The 22,859-nt window shown below is 72.6% G+C and carries 22 protein-coding genes and 1 pseudogene; 3 read left to right on the top strand and 20 right to left on the bottom strand.

What is annotated here, in order from left to right; all coding sequences use genetic code 11:
• Positions 1–106 precede the first annotated feature (106 nt).
• Positions 107–772, top strand: a complete 666-nt coding sequence (locus C4J65_RS25130) for a M23 family metallopeptidase (RefSeq protein WP_240330646.1) — start codon at positions 107–109, stop codon at positions 770–772.
• Here the strand turns inward: C4J65_RS25130 and C4J65_RS25125 are convergent.
• From C4J65_RS25125 to C4J65_RS25045, 17 genes and pseudogenes are all read right to left on the bottom strand, one after another.
• The gene (locus C4J65_RS25125; RefSeq protein WP_115744420.1) at positions 726–1,283 is read right to left on the bottom strand and encodes a TetR/AcrR family transcriptional regulator; all 558 of its coding nucleotides are present in this window, start codon (positions 1,281–1,283) and stop codon (positions 726–728) included. The two genes, C4J65_RS25130 and C4J65_RS25125, sit on opposite strands and share 47 nt — an antisense overlap.
• A 128-nt stretch (positions 1,284–1,411) precedes the next feature.
• A complete protein-coding gene (whiG, locus tag C4J65_RS25120; protein WP_115744419.1) occupies positions 1,412–2,254 on the bottom strand; it encodes an RNA polymerase sigma factor WhiG in 843 nt (280 codons plus the stop codon).
• Positions 2,255–2,536: 282 nt separating this feature from the next.
• On the bottom strand, positions 2,537–3,667 hold the full coding sequence (gene dprA / locus C4J65_RS25115; RefSeq protein ID WP_205351162.1) for a DNA-processing protein DprA: 1,131 nt from the start codon (positions 3,665–3,667) through the stop codon (positions 2,537–2,539).
• Between the two features lie 446 nt (positions 3,668–4,113).
• A complete protein-coding gene (locus tag C4J65_RS25110) occupies positions 4,114–5,739 on the bottom strand; it encodes a YifB family Mg chelatase-like AAA ATPase (RefSeq protein ID WP_115744418.1) in 1,626 nt (541 codons plus the stop codon).
• Entirely contained in the window at positions 5,739–6,101 is a 363-nt protein-coding gene (locus C4J65_RS25105) for a YraN family protein (RefSeq protein WP_162833344.1), read from the bottom strand. The genes C4J65_RS25110 and C4J65_RS25105 overlap by 1 nt, the downstream gene beginning before the upstream one ends.
• Before the next feature lie 88 nt (positions 6,102–6,189).
• On the bottom strand, positions 6,190–6,498 hold the full coding sequence (locus C4J65_RS25100) for a DUF2469 domain-containing protein (protein ID WP_003965949.1): 309 nt from the start codon (positions 6,496–6,498) through the stop codon (positions 6,190–6,192).
• A 56-nt stretch (positions 6,499–6,554) separates the two neighbouring features.
• Entirely contained in the window at positions 6,555–7,085 is a 531-nt protein-coding gene (locus tag C4J65_RS25095; protein ID WP_162833343.1) for an NUDIX hydrolase, read from the bottom strand.
• A complete protein-coding gene (gene lepB, locus C4J65_RS25090) occupies positions 7,075–7,851 on the bottom strand; it encodes a signal peptidase I (protein ID WP_115744415.1) in 777 nt (258 codons plus the stop codon). The genes C4J65_RS25095 and lepB (C4J65_RS25090) overlap by 11 nt, the downstream gene beginning before the upstream one ends.
• A gap of 134 nt (positions 7,852–7,985) precedes the next feature.
• Entirely contained in the window at positions 7,986–8,996 is a 1,011-nt protein-coding gene (gene lepB, locus C4J65_RS25085; protein WP_205351059.1) for a signal peptidase I, read from the bottom strand.
• Positions 8,890–9,969, bottom strand: a pseudogene (lepB, locus tag C4J65_RS25080) (signal peptidase I); the annotation flags it as partial. The pseudogene lepB (C4J65_RS25080) and the gene lepB (C4J65_RS25085), both read right to left, overlap by 107 nt.
• Positions 9,962–10,705 (bottom strand): signal peptidase I, encoded by a 744-nt coding sequence (lepB, locus tag C4J65_RS25075; protein WP_115744412.1) that lies wholly within the window; start codon positions 10,703–10,705, stop codon positions 9,962–9,964. The pseudogene lepB (C4J65_RS25080) and the gene lepB (C4J65_RS25075), both read right to left, overlap by 8 nt.
• 45 nt (positions 10,706–10,750) lie before the next feature.
• Positions 10,751–11,101, bottom strand: a complete 351-nt coding sequence (rplS, locus tag C4J65_RS25070) for a 50S ribosomal protein L19 (RefSeq protein WP_003973398.1) — start codon at positions 11,099–11,101, stop codon at positions 10,751–10,753.
• 136 nt (positions 11,102–11,237) lie between these two features.
• A complete protein-coding gene (gene trmD, locus C4J65_RS25065; protein ID WP_115744411.1) occupies positions 11,238–12,071 on the bottom strand; it encodes a tRNA (guanosine(37)-N1)-methyltransferase TrmD in 834 nt (277 codons plus the stop codon).
• Positions 12,071–12,634 carry a ribosome maturation factor RimM gene (rimM, locus tag C4J65_RS25060; protein WP_115744410.1) on the bottom strand — a complete coding sequence of 188 codons (564 nt, stop codon included), beginning with the start codon at positions 12,632–12,634 and terminating at the stop codon, positions 12,071–12,073. Before rimM ends, trmD begins: the two co-directional genes overlap by 1 nt.
• Positions 12,635–12,762: 128 nt before the next feature.
• Positions 12,763–13,002, bottom strand: coding sequence for an RNA-binding protein (locus C4J65_RS25055; protein ID WP_115744409.1), 240 nt, complete (start codon positions 13,000–13,002; stop codon positions 12,763–12,765).
• A gap of 2 nt (positions 13,003–13,004) precedes the next feature.
• Positions 13,005–13,424 carry a 30S ribosomal protein S16 gene (gene rpsP / locus C4J65_RS25050; RefSeq protein ID WP_007444852.1) on the bottom strand — a complete coding sequence of 140 codons (420 nt, stop codon included), beginning with the start codon at positions 13,422–13,424 and terminating at the stop codon, positions 13,005–13,007.
• A 255-nt stretch (positions 13,425–13,679) separates the two neighbouring features.
• Positions 13,680–14,276 carry a hypothetical protein gene (locus C4J65_RS25045; protein WP_003973403.1) on the bottom strand — a complete coding sequence of 199 codons (597 nt, stop codon included), beginning with the start codon at positions 14,274–14,276 and terminating at the stop codon, positions 13,680–13,682.
• Between the two features lie 671 nt (positions 14,277–14,947).
• On the opposite strand from C4J65_RS25045, the gene C4J65_RS25040 reads away from it, so the two are divergent.
• On the top strand, positions 14,948–15,835 hold the full coding sequence (locus C4J65_RS25040; RefSeq protein WP_115744408.1) for an SAM-dependent methyltransferase: 888 nt from the start codon (positions 14,948–14,950) through the stop codon (positions 15,833–15,835).
• A 150-nt stretch (positions 15,836–15,985) separates the two neighbouring features.
• Complete coding sequence (locus tag C4J65_RS25035) at positions 15,986–16,603, top strand: hypothetical protein (RefSeq protein ID WP_115744407.1); 618 nt, start codon at positions 15,986–15,988, stop codon at positions 16,601–16,603.
• 54 nt (positions 16,604–16,657) lie between these two features.
• Here C4J65_RS25035 and ftsH read toward each other — a convergent pair whose 3' ends face one another.
• The 3 genes from ftsH to C4J65_RS25020 all read right to left on the bottom strand — a co-directional run bounded on the left by ftsH (position 16,658) and on the right by C4J65_RS25020 (position 22,829).
• Entirely contained in the window at positions 16,658–18,604 is a 1,947-nt protein-coding gene (gene ftsH, locus C4J65_RS25030) for an ATP-dependent zinc metalloprotease FtsH (RefSeq protein WP_115744406.1), read from the bottom strand.
• A gap of 107 nt (positions 18,605–18,711) precedes the next feature.
• Positions 18,712–20,262, bottom strand: coding sequence for a signal recognition particle protein (ffh, locus tag C4J65_RS25025; RefSeq protein ID WP_115744405.1), 1,551 nt, complete (start codon positions 20,260–20,262; stop codon positions 18,712–18,714).
• A 98-nt stretch (positions 20,263–20,360) separates the two neighbouring features.
• Entirely contained in the window at positions 20,361–22,829 is a 2,469-nt protein-coding gene (locus C4J65_RS25020) for a [protein-PII] uridylyltransferase (RefSeq protein ID WP_162833341.1), read from the bottom strand.
• Positions 22,830–22,859 lie beyond the last annotated feature (30 nt).

Here is a 22,859-nt window from a genome sequence, read left to right as displayed (position 1 = left end):
ACCGGGTGACGCGGCTGTCCACAACCGGGGCGAGGTCCACAGAGCCGGGCGGCGGTCGCCCCTGGTGCGGGACGGTGCCCGTATGCGAACGAGGCGATGGGTGAGCGTGTGTACCCGGCTGGTACTGCTACTGCTGCCGGGCGTCCTGACCGTGGCCGTCCTGACCGTCCGGGCCTCGGGGCCGCCGGGTCCGGCGCCGGTGGCCGCCGTTCTGGCCCTGTCCGATCCGGTGCCGCCGACGGTTCCGGCAGCGCCGACGGTTCCGGCCGTGGCCAGGTCCTGGCCGGTCGGCACCCGGCCCGTGGTCCTGCGGGGCTGGGAGCCCCCGGCAACCCCGTACGGACCGGGACACCGGGGCGTGGACCTCGCGGCGGGCACCGGGGCGCCGGTACGGGCGGTGGCCGCGGGAAGAGTGTCGTTCGCGGGGCCGGTCGCGGGCCGGGGGGTGGTCTCGGTGGAACTGACGAGAACGGGCGAACCACCCTTGCGGACGACGTTCGCCCCCGTCGAGGCGGCCGTGAGGAAGGGTGACGAGGTCGCGGCCGGCGAGCTGCTCGGCACGGTGCAGCCGGCCGGTTCGCACTGCACGGCCTGTCTGCACTGGGGCCTGCTGCGGGGCGAGGTCTATCTGAACCCGCTGTCCCTGCTCCCGCCGTGGCTGCTGGACGCGGGTCCGTCGAGGCTGCTGCCGGTGGCGGGGGTGCCGTTGCCCGACCGCGCGGAGATCAGCCCCGCACGCCGCGCAACGCCATGGAGACCGCCGCCTCCGTGATCGCCCCCGGCTCCTCCGCCGCGCCGAGCTCGATCCGCCGTACGGCCGCGTCCACGACGCCCTGGAGGAGCATCGCCGCCAGCCGCGGCTGGCCGTGCCCCATCTCACCCAGGGCCTCGACGATCATCGCGATCAGCCCGCCGTGCGCCGCCCGGATCTTCTCGCGCGCAGCGGCGTCCAGCTCGCTCGCGGAGATGGCCACGACGGCACGGTGCCGCCGGTCTCCGACCAGGTCGAGCTGCTTGCGCACATACGCCTCGACCTTGGCGTCGGGGGCCGTCTCGCGCTCCATCGCGGCCTCGACCTCGGCGGCCCAGACGGGGAAGTCGACGGCGCACAGCTCCTCGACCACCGCCGCGCGCGACCGGAAGTACTCGTAGACGGACGACCGGGCGAGACCCGTCCGTTCGGCGAGGGCGGGGAAGGTCAGCGCCTCCGTTCCGCCGTCGGACAGCAGGGAGCGTGCCGCGTCCAGCAGGGCGGCACGCTGCATCGACCGGTGCTCGGCCACAGAGGCCGCTCGAATCCTTGGCACGTCACCACTTTACGGACGCGGCACCGCGTACGGGAGTCACTCGACCGGCCAGCCGTCCGCCGACCGGGCCGGAGGCGGGGCCGACCGCGTGCCGCAAGCCCAGGTCAGCGGCCGAAGCCCGCCAGTTTGGCGCGCAGTTGCAACACCGACTTGGTGTGGATCTGGCTGACCCTGCTCTCCGTCACACCCAGCACGTTCCCGATCTCGGCGAGCGTGAGGCCCTCGTAGTAGTACAGCGTGACGACGGTCTTCTCCCGCTCCGGCAGCGTGTTGATCGCCCGGGCCAGGAGCCGCCGCAGCTCACGGTCCTCGGCGACCTCCACCGGGTTGTCGGCGGCGGTGTCCTCCAGGGTGTCCATCAGGCTCAGCCGGCCGCCGCCCTCGCCGCCCGCGTGCAGCAGCTCCTCCAGGGCCACCACATTGGCCAGCGACAGCTGGCTGAAGACCGCGTGGAGGTCCTCCACCGCGATCCCCATCTCCACGGCGACCTCGCTCTCCGAGGGGGTGCGCCGCAGGCGTGCCTCCAGCGTCGCGTACGCGCGCTCGACGTTGCGCGCCTTCTGCCGCACCGACCGCGGGATCCAGTCCAGCGCCCGCAGTTCGTCGATCATCGCGCCCCGGATCCGGGTGATCGCGTACGTCTCGAACTTGATCTCCCGGTCGACGTCGAACTTCTCGATGGCGTCGATCAGGCCGAACACCCCGGAGGAGACGAAGTCGGCCTGCTCGACGTTGGGCGGCAGCCCCACGCTGACCCGGCCCGCCACGTATTTCACGAGGGGCGAGTAGTGCAGGATCAGCTGTTCCCGCAGCCGCTCGTCGCCGGTCGTCTTGTACGACCGCCACAGCTCGTCGAGCGTCGAGGGGGCGGACGGTCGCACGCTGCCACCGTCGCGGGCGGCTGGGGGGATCGCCGCCCGGTCGGACCCGGAGGTGTGCTGGGGCATTCGTCGCCTAGTGCCGTTCTGCCGTGATGTGGATCTGCCTGTGGCCGCCGGTCTGCTTTCTGGTTGTCGCCTGCTGTCGGCCGTCTGCGTGGGGGTCATCGTGAGCGTAGCGTGACTGGGCCGTCGCGGTGTGCGAAGGAGCGGGCGGGCACCCTACGCAGATACGTTCCGCCGAACGCTCTACAGGGGGGACGATGATCGCTCTGGGTGATCACTCGAATACCTCAACTGCCAGAATCCCCACGGGCGTCGGGGTTCCCCCGGACGGCCGAACACGGTGCGTCAGCACGGGCTGCGACCACCGCGAACCGAGATCATCGCCTGGCGTGTCAACTTCCAGCCGTCGCCGTGTCGTTCGACGTAACCGAGTGCTCGAAGCTCGTACAGCCTCGCGACCGCGTCGTCCTGGGTGGTCTGGGCGCGGAGCGCCACCTCCGCCGCCGTCGCCCTTCCCCGCCCGGGGAGCCCGGCCAGCACCTGGCGGGTCCGGGGCTCCAGCAGATCGGTGGGGAGGACGGGCCCGCGCCGCTCCGGCGGGAGCTCTCCCATGTCGCCGACCAGCTCGACCACCTCGGCGGCGTCGCCGACGAGCACCGCGTCACCGCGCAGCATCTCGTGCACACCGGCGGAGAGGGCACTGGTCGCGGGTCCCGGCACTCCCATCACGTGCCGGCCCAGCCGCCGGGCCGCCCGGGCCGTGACCAGCGAACCGCTGCGGTGGGCGGCTTCGACGACCACGGTGCCCCTGGTGAGCGCGGCGATGACCCGGTTGCGCAGGATGAATCTGCTCGGCGTCGGGTGATCGCCCGGTGGCAGCTCGCCGACGACCAGGCCCTGCTCGGCGATCCTGCTGATCAGCGCGGTGTGCCCGGGAGGGTAGGGGCGGTCGACCCCGCAGGCGAGGACCGCCGCGGTGGCGCCGCCGGCCCCGAGGGCACCGCGGTGGGCGGCGCCGTCGATTCCGTAGGCGCCGCCCGAGACCACGACCCAGCCGCGCTCGGCCAGGCCGGCGGAGAGGGTGGCGGCCATGTGGGCGCCGTACTCGGTGCAGGCGCGGGCGCCGACGACGGCGACCGACCTGAGTGCCCACATGCGCAGGCTGGGCCCGCCCCGCACCCACAGCCCGAGCGGCCGGGCATCGCCGAGGTCGTCGAGCTGCCCCGGCCACTCCGCGGTGCCGGGGACCACGAACCGCGCCCCCGCGGACCGGGCATCGGCCAGGTCACGATGGGGGTCGGCGCGGCCCGCCCGAGCGCACAGCCCGGCCCACCGCTTCTCGCTCGCCCCCGGCAGCGCGCGTCCGCCCTCGCGCAGGCGCCGCACCACCTCCGGGACACCGCGCTCGCGCACCCACCGCCCGCCCGTCTCGTCACCGGGCTCGAGCACCCGGGCGAGGAAGACCCTCCCGAGCAGCTCTCGGTCCTCCGGTCCCTCACCGCTCGTGCCGCTCCCGTCGACGCCCGGGCCCGCGCCACCGGGCCCGGCGGCGGAACGGCTTTCCACGGCGGAACGGGGCCCGGCGGCGACGCCGTCCACGGCATCGCCCCCGACCGCGAGATCCGGCCCGGCCGGCGCCGCATCGTCCAAGCTCGCCTCGTCCAGCGCCGCATCGTCCAAGCTCGCCTCGTCCAGCGCCGCATCGTCCAGTGCATCGTCGCCCGGCGCCTCACTCCGCGGTCCGCTCCCGTCGCGGGCGTCACCGCCGAGCGCGGCGTCCTGCGGTGCCCGGGCCACCGCCTCGCCCTCGGCCGGGCTTCCGCCGCCGAAGGACACGGCGGCGTCGGGGAAGAGGGTCGCGCTCGCCTTCGCCCCGGTGTCACCGCTCGGGACGGCGTCCTGCGCCGGCCTGGTGCCCCCGCTCATGCCAGTGCTCCCAGGGCCATCGGGACCCCCCGCGGCACCCCGGTGCGCAGCTGCAGTGCCAGGGCGACGTCCCGTGCGTCGGGGCGGTCGTGGCCGACGAGGTCCGCGACGGTCCAGGCGACGCGCAGGACCCGGTCGAGTCCTCGGGCGGTGAGCACGCCGCGTTCCAGACTGCGCTCCGCCTCCTCCAGCGCACCGGCTGCGGCGCGCCAGCGGCTGCGCAGCTCCCGGCCGGGCACCTCGCTGTTCGACCGCCATGGGGTCCCCGCGAGGCGTGCGGCCGCCCGGTCCCGGGCCGCCCGGACCCGGTCGGCGACGGCCTGGGTGGAGTCGCCCCGGGTGCCGTCACCGGCCAGCTGGCTGCGGGTGACCCGCTCCACCTCGACCCGCAGGTCGACCCGGTCGAGCAGTGGTCCGGACAGCCTGGCCTGGTAGCGGCGGATCGCCGAGGACGGGCATTCGCACAGCTCGTCGGTCCGCGAGAACCGCCCGCAGGGGCAGGGATTGGCGGCGAGCACCATCAGGAACCGCGCGGGGAAGCGCACCACGCCCGCACTGCGCGCGATGACGACGTGCCCGGCCTCCAGCGGCTGACGCAGCGCGTCGAGCGCGTGGCTGCCGAACTCCGGGGTCTCGTCCAGGAACAGGACGCCCCGGTGCGCCAGCGACACCGCTCCCGGCCGCGCCATGCCGGGGCCGCCGCCGACGAGGGCCTGCATCGTGGCGGAGTGGTGGGGAGCGCAGTAGGGGGCCACGTCGATCAGGGGCTTGCCCGGCGGCAGCAGGCCCGCCACCGAGTGCACGGCGGTGACCTCGAGGGACTCCGCCCGACAGAGCCGGGGCAGGATGGCGGGCAGCCGCTCGGCGAGCATGGTCTTGCCGGCGCCGGGCGGGCCTTCCAGGAACAGGTGGTGCCGACCGGCCGCGGCGACCTCCACCGCCGTGCGCGCCGACTCCTGGCCGACGACGTCGGCGAGGTCGTGCCCGTGGTCGTGCTGTGCCGCTCCCATGCTGTGCATTCCGGTGGCCGCGCCGGTGCCGGGCATGCGCAGACCGGCCATGAGCGGGTCGGGGCGGCCCTGGAGGTCCTGTTCCTCCTCCGGCACGGGTTCGTCGGCGAGGACGGCGATCAGCTGGCGCAGGCTGTGCACGCCGAGCACCGACACGCCGGGGACCAGGGACGCCTCGGCCGCGGCGCACTCCGGCACGACCACCTGTTCGTAGCCGGCCTCGGCCGCGGCCAGGACCGCCGGCAGGATGCCGCGCACCGGCCGCACCCGGCCGTCGAGACCCAGCTCTCCGATCATCACGATGTCGGCCAGGACCCGCGGGTCGATCCGCTCCGCCGCGCCCAGGACGCTCGCGGCGACGGCGAGGTCGAAGCCGCTGCCGCTCTTGGGCACCGAGGCCGGGCTGAGACCGACCGTCAGCTTCTTCTGGGGCCACTCCGCACCCGAGTTCGCCACGGCCGCCCGTACCCGGTCCCGGCTCTCCGTGAGGCTCTTGTCCGGCAGTCCCACCAGCGTGAAGGCCGCCACGCCCGGCTCCAGGTCGGCCTGGACCTCGACCACCACGCCCTCGACGCCGACGAGCGCCACCGAGCACGTACGTGCGAACCCCATCACGCCACCCCCCTGGCGTGCTCGACGACCGGTGCGCCGCGCTGCGGGAGGAGCACGCCGACCAGGTCGATCCGGACACCGCCGGGCGGCGCTCCTCCGTGGGTCTGGATCCAGCGCTCCGCGAGCCGTCGCAGCCGCTCCGCCTTGTCCGGGGTCACGGCGGCCATCGGATGCTCGAAGGAGCCGCCGCCGCGCGTCTTGACCTCGCAGACGACCAGGACGTCCCCGTCCCGGGCCACGATGTCGATCTCGCCGGTCCTGCCGCAGCGCCAGTTGCGCTCCAGGACGGTCATTCCGGCCCCGGTCAGCCGGCGGGCGGCGAGTGTCTCGCCGTACCTGCCCATCGCACCTCGTGCGTTCATGTCGGCACCACCTCCGGCGCCAACGATCACGCAGACGGGCCGATCCCGTCACTCACGGTGAACTACTCACCGGTTGTGGAAAACTCCGTCACCCGCCCGGAAGCTCCAGGTCGCTCTTGTTCAGCTCCTCGATGTTCACGTCCTTGAACGTCAACACGCGTACCTGTTTGACGAACCGGGCCGGCCGGTACATGTCCCACACCCAGGCGTCCGCCATGGAGACCTCGAAGAACACCTCGCCCTGTACCGAATGCACCTGCATCTCGTAGTCATTGGTGAGGTAGAAACGCCGCTCGGTCTCGATCACGTATTTGAACAGACCGACGACATCGCGGTACTCCCGGTAGAGCTTGAGCTCCATCTCGGTCTCGTACTTCTCGAGGTCCTCGGCGCTCATGGCATGTTCCCCTTCAGCCGTGCGGTCCCCCCATTGTGCGCCAGTCCCGGGCGCCCCTAGACGATTTCGGTGTCCAGGGTCACCGGGCCGGCCGGGGGACCTTCGTCGAGCAGCGTGCGCAGCAGCCCGGCGAGTCTGGTCGGATACACCGTCTCACGTGCCCGGGTCAGTTCCGCACACGTCCACCAGCGCGCTCCGGCGACGCTGCGCCGCTCCAGTTCGGTGAGGCCGGGGCCGACCGCCTCGGTGGCGGTCCGGGCGGTGCGGGCCAGGTAGTACCACTCGTCCTGGTCCCAGCGGCGGCCCGCGAAGGGGAAGGAGCACCTGCGCCGCCACAGCACCGGGCCGAGTTCGACGTCCGTGATGCCGGTCTCCTCCAGCAGCTCGCGCCGGGCGGCCTCCGCACGGGTCTCGTCGCCCTCCACGCCGCCGCCGGGGGTGAACCACCAGTCGTCGGCCGGATCGTCCGGTTCGTGGCCGTGCAGCAGCAGGATGCGGTCCTCGGGGTCGAGCAGCACGACCCGGGCCACGCGGCGCAGTCCACCCTCGTAGGTGTCCTGTCCGGCCGGGGTCACCTCAGCGGGCACCGGTCGGCTCCGCTCCCTTGCGGGCCCGGAAGGCCGCGGCCCGTTTGGCGAGGGGCCCGTAGGCCGCGCCGCCCAGGATCAGCACGGCCCCGGCGATCACCAGGACGACGACGGTCCGCAGCGGACCCGGCGAGGAGAGGTCGCCCAGCGTCTCGAAGCCAGTCGGCCGTTCCAGCATGCCGTTCATGGGCCAGGCCACGGCGTCGACGCGGGCGTCCACGGCGCCGCGCGACACGGTGCCGGCGACCGCGTCGGCGAGGTGGGCGGTGGAGTCCACGGAGTTGTCCCGCTCGTCGCCGAGCAGGAACAGACGGCCCTCGGGGACGGTCACGGTCTGGAAGTCGCTGACCTCGGCCGGGGTGCCGGCGGGCAGGTAGGGCTCGTCGATCACCTTGCCGTTGACCTTCAGCTTGCCCTGCTGGCAGCAGGAGACGGTGTCCCCGCCGACGGCGACGACCCGCTTGACCATGGGGGCGTTGGCCCAGGTCGCGTCCTTGAACACGACGACGTCGCCACGGCGGACGTCGGTGCCGTCGATGCGCTGCGCCAGGACCCGGTCACCGGCGTCGATCGTCGGCGTCATCGAGCTGGTCGGCACGGTGTAGGGCCGGTAGACCACCGCTCCCCAGGCGAAGCCGCCGAGGAACAGCACCAGGCCCAGCGCCACCGCGATGCCGGACAGCCGCTGTCCGGTCCGACTGCCCGCCGGGCCCTTGTTCGCTGCGCCGCCTCGCGGGACCGTACGTGTCGTGCTCTCGCCACCCATGGAGCGGCACCTTACCCGGCGGTACGCCAACGGGGCAGCCCCCTCCCGGAGGCCGGAAGGGGGCTTGTCGAGCCGCGGCGGCATACGCGGGGGCTCAGCGGGACTCAACCGGACTCCGCGCGTCCCCCCGGACCTCAGCGGGTGTCGACCGGGGCGATGCGGCGACGGCGCCACCAGACGAACGGGACCACACCGGCGACGGCCAGGCCCTGGGGCGCGACCGACAGCGCGGCGGCGGCCGAGGACTGGGACTGCAGGCCGTCCTGGCTGAAGGTGTCCGGGACCGGCAGGGTGCCCCACCGGTTCATCGGCCAGGCGACCACGATGGCGCGGCCGACGACCTCGTCCACCGGGACCATGCCGCCGTTCTTGTCCGACTGCTGGTAGCGGGAGTCCCGGGAGTTCTGCCGGTGGTCGCCCATGACCCAGATCTTGCCCTCGGGGACCGTGACCTTGAACCGCCCGCCCTGGTCGTCGTCCGAGCAGGGCGTGTTGCCCGGGTAGACGTACGGCTCGTTCAGCGCCTTGCCGTTGACCTTGAGGGGGCCGGTCTTGTTGCACTCGACCGTGTCACCGGCGACGCCGATGACCCGCTTGATCAGGTCCTTCTCGTCGGCGGACGGCATCAGGCCGATCCAGCTGAGGACCGTCTGCAGGGCGTTCGGGTCGGGCGTCGGCTCGCCCGCCAGCCAGTCGTCCGGGTCGTGGAAGACGACGACCTCGCCGCGCTCGGGCTCCGAACCGAACCAGGGGGTCAGCTTGTCGACCAGGACCCGGTCACCGATCTGAAGGGTGTTCTCCATCGAGGACGAGGGGATCGAGAACGCCTGCACCAGGAACGTCTTGATCAGCAGGGCGAGCACCAGCGCGATGCCGATCAGGATCGGCAGTTCCTTCCAGAAGGAGCGCTGCTTCTTGGCCGCGGGAGGGGTCGCGGGCGGCGTCCCCCCAACTCCCTCGTCCTCGGTCCCGCCGTTGTGTCCGTCCTGCCCGCGCTGTCCGTTCGTCACCCTGCCGTCCTCGGTTCCGGAGCCGTATCCGGAGTCGGGGGCGCCGACCGCGGCCGGTCCGGACCTCTCCTCGGGGCGTCCGCGGTTCTCCTCGCCGTCGTGACCGGACCGTGCGCCAACCGCCACATCCCCCACGCCAACTCCTCACTCTCTGCCGCCGCCTGCCCCGGATACGGCGCAGGCCCACCACTCCCATAACGAGCGGGAGTTCCGCAGGGGTCGGGAGTTCCATCATCGCGTTCGGATCGTAGGGGGCAACCCTATGCGACAGCTCGGGAGCGGCGGTCGAACCGGTGGCCGCGTCGGACACGGACGCGTACGTTTTCGGCTCGTCCAGGGTGGTCCAGTGACCGAACGGCCACGCGATCACCATGGCCCGCCCCACCACCTCGTCCTGGGACACGGTGCCGAAGTCGGTCTCCTGGTGGGCGCGGGAGTCGGCGGAGTTGGACCGGTGGTCGCCCATCACCCACAGCCGCCCCTCGGGGACGGTGACGTCGAACGGCGTCCGGGACGGGCTGTCCCCGGGGTACAGGTAGTCCTCGTTCAGGGGAACGCCGTTGACGGTGACGCGGCCTTGTTTGTCGCAGCACTTGACGTGGTCGCCGCCCACGCCGACGACCCGCTTGATGAGGTCCTTCTCGTCGTCGGACGGCAGCAGTCCGATGAAGGCGAGGCCTTCCTTGACCTGTTTGACGACGACGGGGTCGTCCTTCTTGGTGGTCTGCTCGCCCTGGAGCCACCCGCCGGGGTCCCGGAAGACGACGACGTCCCCGCGCTGCGGCTCGGACCCGAACCAGGGGGTCAGCTTGTCCACCAGGACCCGGTCGCCGATCCGGATGGTCTGCTCCATGGAGCCCGAGGGGATCACGAAGGCCTGGACGAGGAAGGTCTTCAGCACCAGCGCTATGAGGACCGCGACGCCGACGAGGAGCGGGATCTCCTTGACGGCGCCGCGTCTGCGCCGCCGTTTGACCTTGCGCTGGAGTTTGCGGCGCTCGGCGCGCGAGCGGCCGCCGGACGGCGCGGCGGTACGCCTCGATCCGGTGGGCAGGAGGTTCTCCGTGGGGCTGCTGGGCGCTCCCCGCGGCTTGCCCCGGCTACCCATCGGCGTCCTCGGCGGGCGGCGCGGCGGCGCCGGCCTCCGCGTCCGGCACGCGCGCGTAGGCGTCGGGGCGGTCGAGGCGGGTGGCGTGGCCGAAGGGCCAGACGATCCAGTCGGCGCGGCCGATCACGTCGTCCAGGGGAACCATCCCGCCCCCCGGGGAGCCCAGGTGGTCGCGGGAGTCGCTGGAGTCGGCCCGGTGGTCGCCGAGGACGAAGAGGGTGCCGTCGGGGACGACGACGTCGAAGGGCACCGTGGACGGGCGGTCGCCGGGGTACAGGAACGCCGACTCGTCGACCGACTGCCCGTTCACCCGGACCCTCCCCTCCTCGTCGCAGCACACCACGTGGTCCCCGCCCACACCGACAACGCGTTTGATGTAGTCGCCGTGCCCGAAGCTCCCGGTGCCGTCGAAGACGACGACGTCTCCCCGTCGTGGCCGGCCGTCGAAACGGTACGCCAACTTATTTACGAGAACCCGGTCACCGATCCTCAATCCGCGCTCCATCGATCCGCTGGGGATCTGGAACGGCTGCAGCACGAAGGTGCTGACCAGCAGCAGGAACAGCAGGAGGATCAGCAGGGTCACGGTGATCCGGCCGCCCGGCACCCAGTCCCTGATCCGCCCCGTGAACGCGGAACGCGACCGTTCCTCCGGGCCCTCCGGATCCGAGGGCTGCTCGGAGTCGGAAGGGCGGGAGGAGCGGTCGCGCTCCGTGTGCTGTGTTTCGGTGTCCATCGGGGCCAGATGCTATCCGGCCCCGGCGCGGACCCCGGAGGGCGCTCAGCTGTCGCGCTTCTCCTTGATCTTCGCGGCCTTGCCGCGCAGCTCGCGCAGGTAGTACAGCTTGGCGCGGCGGACGTCACCGCGGGTGACGAGCTCGATCTTCTCCACGATCGGGGTGTGCACCGGGAAGGTGCGCTCGACGCCGACGGAGAAGGAGACCTTGCGGACCGTGAAGGTCTCGCGCACGCCGGCGCCCTGACGGCGGATGACGACGCCCTTGAACTGCTGCACACGGGAGCGGTTGCCCTCGATGACGCGCACGTGGACGTTGACGGTGTCGCCGGGGCGGAAGGCCGGGACGTCGCTGCGCAGCGACGCGGCGTCGACGGAGTCGAGCAGGTGAGACATTTCGTCTGCTTTCCTCGCCGATGCCACAGGTCATCGGCGGAAACTAGGTGTTTCGGAATCAGGGTCGTGCGGGTCGGGACGGGCGTCGTCTCCCCCTGTGGCAGGGGCGCGCTCCGGACGGACGCACAACAGCCGCCTATTCTTCCACGCCCGGGGTCCTGCGCCAAAATCGGCCGTACGGTTCCCCGTCCGGGTCGGGCTGCCAGCCCAGGATGGAGAGCATCTCGCGGTCCTTCTTGTCGAAGGCGGCGGGGTCGCACCGTTCGATCAGGTCGGGCCGGTTGGCCGTGGTGCGGCGCAGGGCCTCGTCGCGGCGCCAGCGGGCGATCTTCCCGTGGTGGCCGCTGAGCAGCACGTCCGGGATGCCGCGCCCGCGCCACTGCGGCGGCTTGGTGTGGACGGGACCTTCCAGCAGGTTGGCCATGGCGCCGGGGGCGAAGGAGTCGTCCCGGTGGGACTCGGCGTTGCCCAGCACGCCGGGCAGCAGCCGGGCCACGGCCTCGGTGACGACGAGTACGGCGGCCTCGCCGCCGGCCAGGACATAGTCGCCGATGGACACCTCGTACACGGGCATCCGGGTCGCGTACTCGTCGACGACACGGCGGTCGATGCCCTCGTAGCGGGCCGGGGTGAAGATCAGCCAGGGCCGCTCGGAGAGGTGGACGGCGAGTTCCTGGGTGAAGGGGCGGCCGCTCGGCGTGGGCACGATGAGGGCGGGCTCGCCCGACCCCGTCTCGTAGCCGTCGGCCAGCACGGTGTCCAGGGCGTCGCCCCACGGCTCGGTCTTCATGACCATGCCGGGGCCGCCGCCGTAAGGGGTGTCGTCGACCGTGTTGTGCCGGTCGTACGTCCACTCGCGCAGGTCGTGCACGTGGACGCCGAGCTGTCCGCGCGCGCGTGCCTTGCCGACGAGGGAGACGTTCAGCGGTTCCAGGTACTCGGGGAAGATCGTGACGACGTCGAGCCGCATCAGGCGTCTTCTCCCGGACCGCCGGCGTCCTCGCGCGAGGAGGCGACCTCCGCCCGGTCGTCGATCAGGCCGGGCGGCGGGTCGATGACCGCACGCTGCTCGTCGAGGTCGATCCCGGTGACGATCTCCGAGACGAACGGCACATAGACCTCGCTGCCGTCGGGGCGCTCCACCACGAACAAATCCTGGGTGGGCAGGTGGGAGATCTCGGTGATGCGGCCGACCTCGGTGCCGTCCTCGGTGACCACGTCGAGGTCGATCAGCTGGTGGTCGTAGTACTCGTCCTCGTCCTCGGGCCGCTCGCCGGGGTCGACGTCGGCGATCAGGAGGGTGTTGCGCAGCGCCTCGGCGCCGGTGCGGTCGTGGACGCCGGCGAAGCGCAGCAGGAGGCGGCCGCTGTGCACCCGGCCGGACTCGATGGTGAGCGGCCCGGTGGCGGCGGGGTCGGTGGCCAGTACGGCACCGGGCCCGAGCCTCAGCTCCGGCTCGTCCGTGCGGACCTCGACGGTCACCTCGCCCTTGATTCCGTGGGCGCGGCCGATGCGCGCGACTACCAGCTGCACTGTGCTTGATCTCCTGTCGGAACTGCGGACGAGCCGCTCGGCGGCCGTACGGCCTCCGGGCTCGTACGACTGCGGGCCGGGGACGGCCCAGTGGCCTTCCCCGGCCCGAGCCGGTGCTGCGATTGGCGTCAGCGGACGTGGTCCACGTCGACGAGGTCGACACGGACACCGCGGCCGCCGATGGCGCCCACGACGGTGCGCAGCGCGCGGGCGGTGCGGCCGTTGCGGCCGATCACCTTGCCGAGGTCGTCGGGGTGGACCCGGACCTCGAGCACCTGCCCGCGGCGCAGGTTGCGCGAGGCGACCTGCACATCGTCGGGGTTGTCGACGATGCCCTTCACGAGGTGCTCGAGAGCCTCCTCGAGCATGCTCAGGCCTCGGACGCGGAGGACTCGGCGGCGGCCTCGTCCTTCTTGTCGGCCTTCTTCTTCTGGGTGATCGCCTCACCCTTGCCCTCGTCCTCGCCACCGATCGCCTCGAAGGACGGGCGGGCCGCCTTCTCGGCCGGCTGCAGCAGCGGAGCCGGGGCGGGCTCGCCCTTGAACTTCTGCCAGTCGCCGGTCTTCTTCAGGATGGCGAGCACGGGCTCGGTCGGCTGCGCGCCGACACCGAGCCAGTACGCGACACGCTCGGCGTCGACCTCCATCACCGACGGGTTGTACGTCGGGTGGTACTTGCCGATCTCCTCGATGGCCCGGCCGTCACGGCGGGTACGGGAGTCGGCGACGACGATGCGGTAGTGAGGCGAACGGATCTTGCCCAGACGCTTCAGCTTGATCTTGACTGCCACGGGAGTGGGTTCTCCTGGATTTGACGTGGGTGGGCACGGCGAGAGAGCCGCGTGGGGTTGCGGTACCCGAGTGCCCGATGGACGCGTCAGCCGGAGGAGAGAGGGGTCCTGTGCGACTGTCGAGTACAGCTAGCCATTGTGCCACACGCGGGCAGGCCCGTCGGACGGCGGGCTCCGGGGCCGCCCGGGGGCGGACCACTCGCCTCCGGACGACGGCACCCGGCCCGGGTCCGGCTGCCACGAGCAGCCGGACCCTCAGCTCATTCCCGCGCCGACCACCTCCGGGATCCGGAACGGCTTGCCGCAGCCGCCGCACATGATCGGCGCCTGGGCCAGCACCGACGGGACGACGCGGACGTTGCGCCCGCAGTCGCAGACCGCCTTCACGCGCACCCCTCCCCCGGAGGAGCCGTGCCGGGCGGCCGGACCGCGGAAGCTGCGGGCCGTGTCGGTCGCGGTGGCGACGGTGTGGGCCTTCAGCGCGCGCTGGAGGCGTTCGATCGTCGGACGGTACCGGCGCTTCGCCTCGGGGGTGAGCGTGACCAGCGAGAAGCCGCTGCTGGGATGCGGCTCCTCGGGATGGTCAAGGCCCAGCTCCTCGGCGATCGCCAGGAATCGACGGTTGTGGTAACGCCCCGCGCGGGAGGTGTCGCGTACTCCGCGCGCGGCTGCGATGCCGTGGACTGCCTCATGAAGCAGTCGCTCGAAGGAGAGCTCGTGCCCGCAGGCGGACGACGACTCTCCGATCAGGGACTCGGGCGCGGCAAGATCGGGCAGCTCGGTGTGGTGCCGCTGAATGTCGGCCCACGCCTGCGCCAGCTCTGCGGCGAGAACAGGTGGTGTCGTGCTCACGTAATGACAACGAGCCGGGGTGCCGCTGTGTTCCTATTCCGGGGCATCCCAAATAATTTGCACGTACCAGTCAGTTGCCGCTGATGCGTCCCGACGAGGGCGGGTGCGCTGATCTGCGGAGAAGCCTCACAGCTCGTACCAAGCTGGTGCGTAGTCCAACGTACGCACCGGCGCGTAACCGCCGTCCACGCGCCGGAGTGCGAGGGGCCCGCGCGTGCGCAAGGGGCGTTTCGGCCGCTGTCGCCCCGGAGGGGCGCCGTCCGAGTGGACGCGTCGACGGACGCGACGTTACCGGGTGCGCCACCGGCGTGCGGCACCGCCCCGCCTCCCGGCGCGTCCGGGCGCCGCACGGTGACCGCCGGCCCGGCCGACCTTGGCCAGAACCGTGCCGTCGACGCGGCGGCCACCCACGGTCATCGTCCGGCGACACGATCCGGCCATCCGGGCCGGGGCGCGGGACGGGGACGTCCCGGGTACCACGCGGCCAGGCCCGTGTTGCCGGGAAGTGAAATCTCGCCAGGGCACCGGGGATCGGGCAAACCGGGCCCCGCCACCACTGGACGCCACGGCGAGCCCGGAGTTACCTGGCATACGGGGGGAGTGCGAGCGCACTGCACGGGGGCCACTGAATCGGGCAAGGCGGCAACACTCGGCGATTGGGGCACTTTCCTATGACACCTACGCTCGTGCGGCAGCACTCGTCTCACGCGGAGGCGACGCCTCACGTGGACCTGCGTGCACGCGCGCGTGACTGGTCCGAGATACAGGAGCGGATGCTCGTACCGCTCTACGAGGCCGTCTACGAGCGGCTGGACGTGGGCGGCGACACCCGGATGCTGGGCCTGGGCTGCGGTTCCGGACTCGCGCTGCTGATGGCCGCCTCGCGCGGTGCGGCGGTGACCGGAGTCGACTCCCGCTCTCCGGAACTCCTGGACCTGGCCCGTCGGCGCCTGCTGCCCGGGACGTCCGAGGAACCCGGGACGGGCGGCGCGGAGAGCACGCGCACGCGTGCCGACACGCCACGGATCGTCGAGGGCCCGCCCGGGGACGCGGCGGACCCGACGGCACCGGCGTTCACCCTGGTGACCGCCTTCGAACCCACCGGTTGCCACCAGGGCGACACGGAGGGAATCGGCGACCTGCTCGCCCGGGCGACGCCGCTCGCCGCACGCGGGGCGGCCGTGGTGCTGGCCGGCTGGGGGCCGCCCGAACGGTGCGCCACGACGTCGGTGCTGCGGGTGGCCGCCAAGCTCACCGACCCGATGCGCGGCCCGGGCGGCTGGCGCCCCGCCCTGCGCGACGACCTGGAGGAGGTCGCCCAGCGGGCCGGGCTCAGGCCGGACGGCTCGGGGCGCGTGGCGTGCCCGTTCGGCTACGCCGGCATGGGCAGCGCGGTGCGAGGGCTGCTGTCGACCGGGCTGTTCGACGCGGCCGTCGCGGCGACCGACCGGGAGCAGGTCGACAAGGAACTGACGGAGGCCCTGCATCCGCACCAGCGGTCCGACGGGACCGTGTGGATGCCAAACGTGTTCCGTTATCTGATCGCCCGGGTCACCTGACGACTGGATCAGACCGGCTTCTTCCGATGCAGGTGTGAATGGTGTGAAGAAGGCGGCCGGGGGCTCCGGCCGTTCCCCCCGGTGGATCATGGACCTCTACGCTGATCCACCGTTCGGGGGAACGGACACATCTGCATACAGGAGCCTGTAGTGCCGCACCGCAAGACCGCACTGCGCCTCGCCGCGCCCGTCGCCGTCCTCGCCCTGGCCCTCACCGCGTGCGGGGGCGGGGACGACGACACCGGCGCCGACGCGAAGGGCGGCGCGACCACCGAGGCGACCACCGAGGCCTCGCCGTCGCCCTCACAGCCCGCCTCGGGCGGCGACATGGCGCCGGGCGAGAGCGCGAGCGGGAAGGTCGCGGAGGACCCCGGCGAGGTCACGTACGACGTCGTGGCGCAGAAGGTCGAGGTGGGCACCGAGGCGGAGGCCGCGAAGGCGGTCGCGGACGCCGCGGACGCCAAGGGCAGGGTGCTGGCCACCGCGCACATCAAGTACACGCACAAGGGCGGTCCCGCCCTGACCGAGGGCTCCGACGTGCACGACGGCGCCACGGTCTTCGCGGACCGGCAGCGCGGCGGCGTCCTCATCGGCGCCTCCGAGGACGCGCCGGGCTGCGAGGACCCGTACGACGTCGAGAGCTGGAAGCAGGGCGAGAGTCACGTCTTCTGCGAGACCTACGTGATCCCCGCGGGCGCCACGAGCGTCGAGGTCCACTGGTCCGAGGAGGACGGCGAGCCCTACGTCTGGAAGTTCCCGCAGAAGTAGGCAGAAGAAGCAGGCCGATGAAGCAGGCCGAAGCAAACGGCCGGCGAAGGGCGCTCACGCCTCCGGGTCGTCCTTCGTCAGCCGGGTGATCCCGGCGATGCGGTACGCCTCCGCCTCGTCCAGCGTCTCGCTCGCCAGCAGCGACTCGGCGAGCGCGTCCAACTGTCCCCGGTGGTCGCGCAGCTTGCGCACGGCCTCCTCGTAGCAGGAGTCCACGACCCGCCGCATCTCACCGTCGATCGCGTCGAGCGTCTGGGGTGCGGCGGCGAGGCCGTAGGCCTGCTGGGCGTCGCCGGGGAGGGCGGAGAGCCGTCCGACCCGCTCGCTCATGCCCCAGCGCGCCACCATGCCGCGGGCGATGTTGGTGACCTGCTCGAGGTCGCTCTCCGAACCGGTCGTGATCACCCCGTACACGACGTGCTCGGCCGCCATGCCGCCGAGCGCGCCGATGATCCGCCCGCGCAGGTACTCCTCCGTGTACGCGTACTTGTCCGCGTCCGGCGTCGACAGCGTCACCCCGAGCGCCCTCCCGCGCGGCACGATGGTGATCTTGCGGACGGGGTCGGCGCCCGGCCGCAGCATGCCCAGCAGGGCGTGCCCGCTTTCGTGGTAGGCGGTGCGCCGGCGCTCCTCCTCGGGCATCACCAGCGGGCGTTCGGCCCCCAGCTGGACCTTCTCCAGCGCCTCGGAGAGGTTGGCCTGCGTCACCCGCTCCTGCTTCCGCTTCACCGCGAGCAGCGCCGCCTCGTTGGCGAGGTTGGCGAGCTCGGCGCCGGTCATGCCCGGCGTCGTACGGGCGACCTGGGCGAGGTCGACGTCCGGGGCGAGCGGAATCTCGCGGGTGTGGATCTCCAGGATCGCCTTCCGGCCACTCCGGTCCGGCGGCGAGACGCTGACCACCCGGTCGAAGCGGCCGGGGCGGGTCAGGGCCGCGTCCAGGATGTCCGCGCGGTTGGTGGCGGCGATGACGATCACGCCCTCGGAGCCGGAGAAGCCGTCCATCTCGGTGAGGATCTGGTTCAGGGTCTGCTCGCGCTCGTCGTGGCCGCCCATGCCGGAGCCGCCGCCGCGGGCCCGGCCGATGGTGTCGATCTCGTCGATGAAGATGATCGACGGCGCCACCTTGCGCGCCTCCGCGAACAGCTCCCGCACGCGGGAGGCGCCCACGCCCACGATCATCTCGATGAACTCGGACGCCGACGCGGAGAAGAACGGCACGCCCGCCTCGCCGGCCACCGCGCGCGCGAGGAGCGTCTTTCCCGTACCGGGCGGGCCGGTCAGCAGCACGCCGCGGGGCATCTTGGCACCCATGCGGCGATAGGCGTCCGGGTTCTTCAGGAAGTCGACGACGTCGCTCAGCTCGCCCTCCACCTCGTCGATGCCGGCGACGTCGGCGAAGGTGGTGCGCGGCTTCCCGGCCTCCAGCTCGACCGGCTTGGGCGGCGCCTTGCGGCCCAGCATCCCGCCCGCCCCGCCGCCCAGGGCACCCCTCATGCGCCGCGCGATGAAGATCCACAACACCACCAGGAGCAGCATCGGAGCCAGCGCGATCAGCAGGTTGACCAGGAAGCTGCGGTGCTGCACGACGGGCTCGGCGGTAACGGTGACCTTGTTCTTCGTCAGGTCGGCCCAGAGCTGGTCGTCCGCGAAGGTCGGCCGCTCGGTCGTGAACTTGGTGTACGTCCCGTCGCCCTCGGGATTGTCCCGGGCCTTCCTCAGCTGGCCCTGGATCGCGTCGCCCTTGGCGTAGATCTTGCTGACGTTGCCCTCGTCGACCTGCTTGCTGAACTCGGTGTAGGAGATGGTCGGCTCGTCACCCTCGTTGAAGAAGGAGAGCACGAGGTTGGCGATGAGGTAGACGATCAGCGCGGCCAGGATCAAATTCCACCAGCCGCCGCGCATCCTCCGGCCACCGGGCGGCGGTTTGGGCGGCTCGTCGGGCGTGCCCTCGGTCCGCCAGGGCGGCTCCGGTGCCTTGCGCGGCGGGGACGGATTGGTCATATCCGGACGCTACGACAGGAAAGCCGCGCGGGCATGCGGGTGTACGACGCCGGGGCGCCCCCTGCGACAGGAGGCGCCCCGGTGACGCGCTACGCCCGGACGGGCGGTCAGCCCATGAACTTCTTGAACTCGTCCGGCAGCTCGAAGTCCTGCCCGCCCTGCTGCGGCAGCCCCAGCGCGCCCCCGCTCTGCGCGGCGGCGGCCCGGCGGGCGGCCTCCTCCTGCTCCTGCTGCTTGCGCTTCATCGGGTTGCCCGAGCGCTGCTTGCCCTTGGCCTTCTTCTGCTGCTTCTTCTGCCGGCCGGGGCCGCCACCCATGCCGGGCATCCCCGGCATCCCGGGCATGCCGCCGCCCTGGGCCATGCGGGACATCATCTTGCGGGCCTCGAAGAACCGCTCGACCAGGTTCTTCACGGCGCTGACCTCGACACCGGAACCCTTGGCGATACGGGCGCGGCGCGAGCCGTTGATGATCGTCGGCTCCTGGCGCTCGCCCGGGGTCATCGACTTGATGATGGCGGCCGTGCGGTCGACGTCGCGCTCGTCGAGGTTGTTGATCTGGTCCTTCATCTGGCCCATGCCGGGCAGCATGCCGAGCAGCTTGCTGATGCTGCCCATCTTCCGGACCTGCTCCATCTGGGCCAGGAAGTCGTCCAGGGTGAAGTCCTGACCCTTCTTGGACGCCAGCTTGGAGGCCATCTTCTCGGCCTCTTCCTGGCTGAACGTCTTCTCCGCCTGCTCGATCAGGGTGAGCAGGTCACCCATGTCGAGGATGCGGGAGGCCATCCGGTCCGGGTGGAAGGCGTCGAAGTCGTCGAGCTTCTCGCCGTTCGAGGCGAACATGATCGGCTTGCCGGTCACCGAGGCGATCGACAGGGCCGCACCACCGCGCGCGTCTCCGTCCAGCTTGGACAGCACCACGCCGTCGAAGCCGACGCCGTCGCGGAATGCCTCGGCGGTGTTGACCGCGTCCTGACCGATCATCGCGTCGACGACGAAAAGGATCTCGTCGGGGCTGACGGCGTCGCGGATGTCCGCGGCCTGCCGCATCAGCTCCTGGTCGATGCCCAGGCGGCCGGCGGTGTCGACGATGACCAGGTCGTGGACCTTGGCCTTGGCGAACTCGATGGAGTCCTTGGCGACCTTGACCGGGTCGCCGACGCCGTTGCCCGGCTCGGGGGCGTAGACCGCGACACCGGCGCGCTCGGCGACGACGCTCAGCTGGTTGACGGCGTTGGGGCGCTGGAGGTCGCAGGCCACGAGCAGCGGGGAGTGGCCCTGCTCCTTGAGCCAGTGGCCGAGCTTGCCCGCGAGGGTGGTCTTACCGGCACCCTGGAGACCGGCCAGCATGATCACGGTCGGCGGCTGCTTGGCGAAGCGCAGGCGGCGGGTCTCGCCGCCGAGGATGCCGACCAGCTCCTCATTGACGATCTTGAGGACCTGTTGGGCGGGGTTCAGCGCCTTGGAGACCTCGGCGCCGAGGGAGCGCTCCTTGACCTTCTTGATGAAGGCGCGCACGACGGGCAGCGCCACGTCGGCCTCAAGCAGCGCGATGCGGATCTCGCGGGCCGTGGCGTCGATGTCCGCCTCGGTCAGCCTTCCTTTGCCCCGGAGGGATTTAAAGGTGGCTGACAGGCGGTCGGAGAGAGTATCGAACACGGCGGCGTAGGTCCTCGCGTCGGCGTTGGTGTGGGTCGCCCTCCAGGGTATCCGGCCCGGCAGGCAAAGTGTCCCTGCCCGCCGCAGAGAGCGGACGGTCACGCCCGCAGCGACTCCTCCAGCGCCCGGGCCACCGACGCCGCCTCGTCCCCGGGCAACGGCGTGCCCCCGCCCCGCGTCACGTAGAACGCGTCCACCGCGTTGGCCCCCAGCGTCGACACGTGCGCGCTCCGTACCCGCACGCCCGCCGCCTCCAGCGCACGCCCGAGCCGGAAGAGCAGTCCCGGCGCGTCCTGGGCGCGGACCTCGATGACCGTGGCCAGCCGGGACGCGGCCGGGGCGACGGTGACACGGGGCGGGGGCGGCTCCACGCCCCGGCGCCGGGGGTGGGCGGCGTCCCGTTCGGCGAGCCGTGCGGCGATGTCCAGGGTGCCGTCCAGGGCCCTGACCAGGTCGGCACGGAGCCGGGCGGCCTGGGGCAGGGAGCCGTACTGGGCGGCGACCCGCCAGTCGAGGAGCAGGACGGAGCCCTCGACGCCGTCCGGCAGCGGAACGGACCGCAGCTCGGCGGTGCGGACGGTCAGCCGGTGCATGGCCAGGACCCCGGCCACCGCGGGGAGCACGCCGGCCTGGTCGGGTACGGCGATCAGCAGTTCCACACCGAGGGGCTCGGGGCCGTCGGCCGAGGAGGAGGCCGGGGCGGGATCGGCGGGCGGCTCGGTCTGGGCCCGCAGCGCCAGTACGGGACCGCCGGTGCGGAAGGCCTCGACCGCGAGCCGCTCCTGTTCGGCGGTGGGCGCGGCGGTCTCGGCCTCGGGCTGCGGGTCCCCGGCCAGCACTCCGGCGACCCGTTTGACCAGGTCGGCGACGAGGGAGCCGCGCCAGGACGACCAGGCGGCCGGCCCGGTGGCCAGCGCGTCCGCCTCGGTCAGGGCGTGCAGCAGCTCCAGCGTGTGCTCGGTGCCGACGGCCTCGGCGACCGCGCGCACGGTGGCCGGGTCGTCCAGGTCGCGCCGGGTGGCGGTCTCCACGAGCAGGAGGTGGTGGCGTACGAGGGTGGCGAGGACGGCCGTGTCCGCGCCGTCGAAGCCGATGCGCGCGGCGACGTCCCTGGCGATGGTCTCGCCGGCCAGGGAGTGGTCGCCGGGCCAGCCCTTGCCGATGTCGTGCAGCAGCGCGGCGACCAGCAGCAGGTCGGGCCGGTGCACCCGGCGGGTGAACCCGGCGGCGCGGACGGCGGTCTCGATCAGGTGCCGGTCGACGGTCCACAGGTGCACGGCGTTGCGCTGCGGGCGGCAGCGGACCCGCTCCCAGTCGGGCAGCAGCCGGGTGACCAGGCCCTCGGCCTCCAGCGCCTCCCAGACCTGCACCGTGGGCCGGCCGGAGCCCAGCAGGGTCACCAACTGCTCACGCGCCTCGGCGGGCCAGGGCGTGGGCAGGGGGCGCGCGGCGGCTGCCAGGCGCCGTACGGCGTGCAGGGAGAGCGGGAGTCCGGCCTGCGCGGCGGCGGCCGCGGCGCGCAGCGGGAGTACGGGGTCGCGTTCGGGGCGCGCGGTGCGGGCGAGCACCGCCTCGCCGTCCTGCTCCACGACGCCCTCGGCGAGCGGGGAGCGCTCGGCGACCGGTTTCCCGCCGTTCCTTCCGTTCATCATGGCGCGCAGCCGCGGCCGTACGGAACGCGAGCGGAGCACGCGGCCCACCTCGCGCCAGGTGACGTCGCCCGCGTAGGAGATGACGCGGGCCGCCTCGTACACCTGTCGCAGCAGCGCGTCGGCGTCCAGCAGGCCCAGTTCGGCCGCCACCTGGTCCTGTTCCTGCAACGCCAGGCGGTCGGTCGCCCGGCCCGTCGCCAGGTGGAGGGCGTCGCGTACGTCGAGCAGGCGGCGCCGGGCGTCGGCGAGTCCCTCGCGCGGGGCGTCGGCGAGCCAGGAGGCGGCGACGGCACGCAGCGCGGTGGCGTCGCGCAGGCCGCCCCGGGCCTCCTTGAGGTCGGGTTCCAGCAGGAACTGCAGCTCGCCCTGGCGTTCGGCGCGCTCGGCGCACAGGTCGCGGAGTTCGGGCAGGCGCTTGGGGGCCTGGTTGCGCCAGTCGGCGAGGACGGCCGTGCGCAGGGAGGCGGTCAGGCCGAGGTCTCCGGCCAGGTGGCGGGCGTCCAGGAGTCCGAGGTGGACCTTCAGGTCCTCGCCCGCCGTCTTCCGGGCCTGTTGCGGGGTGCGTACGGAGTGGTCGAGGTCGATGCCGAGGTCCCAGACCGGGTACCAGAGGCGGTCGGCGAGTGCGGCGACGGCCTTGTCGTCCCGGCCGTCGTGCAGCAGGAGCAGGTCCAGGTCGCTGCGCGGGGACAGCTCGCCGCGCCCGTAGCCGCCGACCGCGACGAGCGAGACCCCGGTGTGTCCCTCGGTGGCCGCGCCGAAGAGGCCCGCCAGCCAGCCGTCGGTCAGTTCGGCGAGCGCCCTGCGGCGCGGCGGCCCGGACCGCGCCCCCTCGGTGAGGAGGCGCAGCCGGGCCGCCGCGTAGCCGCCGGGTCCCGAGCCTTCTGCTTCTTCCGTCACGTCCGTACTGGTCACCCGGCGACTCCCGTTCGTCCGTCCGTCGTG

This window comes from Streptomyces sp. CB09001 (genome assembly GCF_003369795.1).
In the GTDB taxonomy this organism is placed as follows: domain Bacteria; phylum Actinomycetota; class Actinomycetes; order Streptomycetales; family Streptomycetaceae; genus Streptomyces.
The sequence above is the reverse complement of the archived record's forward strand: the minus strand, read 5'-3'. Positions and strand labels throughout refer to the sequence as shown.

What these genes read in the sequence shown, in the direction of transcription:
- whiG (WP_115744419.1), bottom strand. Translation starts at nt 2,254, where the DNA reads ATGCCCCAGCACACCTCCGGGTCCGACCGGGCGGCGATCCCCCCAGCC.
- C4J65_RS25105 (WP_162833344.1), bottom strand. Translation starts at nt 6,101, where the DNA reads ATGAACGCACGAGGTGCGATGGGCAGGTACGGCGAGACACTCGCCGCC.
- rplS (WP_003973398.1), bottom strand. Translation starts at nt 11,101, where the DNA reads ATGTCTCACCTGCTCGACTCCGTCGACGCCGCGTCGCTGCGCAGCGAC.
- ftsH (WP_115744406.1), bottom strand. Translation starts at nt 18,604, where the DNA reads ATGACCAATCCGTCCCCGCCGCGCAAGGCACCGGAGCCGCCCTGGCGG.
- C4J65_RS25100 (WP_003965949.1), bottom strand. Translation starts at nt 6,498, where the DNA reads ATGAGCGCCGAGGACCTCGAGAAGTACGAGACCGAGATGGAGCTCAAG.
- C4J65_RS25055 (WP_115744409.1), bottom strand. Translation starts at nt 13,002, where the DNA reads ATGCTCGAGGAGGCTCTCGAGCACCTCGTGAAGGGCATCGTCGACAAC.
- lepB (WP_115744412.1), bottom strand. Translation starts at nt 10,705, where the DNA reads ATGGACACCGAAACACAGCACACGGAGCGCGACCGCTCCTCCCGCCCT.
- trmD (WP_115744411.1), bottom strand. Translation starts at nt 12,071, where the DNA reads ATGCGGCTCGACGTCGTCACGATCTTCCCCGAGTACCTGGAACCGCTG.
- C4J65_RS25110 (WP_115744418.1), bottom strand. Translation starts at nt 5,739, where the DNA reads ATGGGGTTCGCACGTACGTGCTCGGTGGCGCTCGTCGGCGTCGAGGGC.
- lepB (WP_115744415.1), bottom strand. Translation starts at nt 7,851, where the DNA reads ATGGGTGGCGAGAGCACGACACGTACGGTCCCGCGAGGCGGCGCAGCG.
- C4J65_RS25040 (WP_115744408.1), top strand. Translation starts at nt 14,948, where the DNA reads ATGACACCTACGCTCGTGCGGCAGCACTCGTCTCACGCGGAGGCGACG.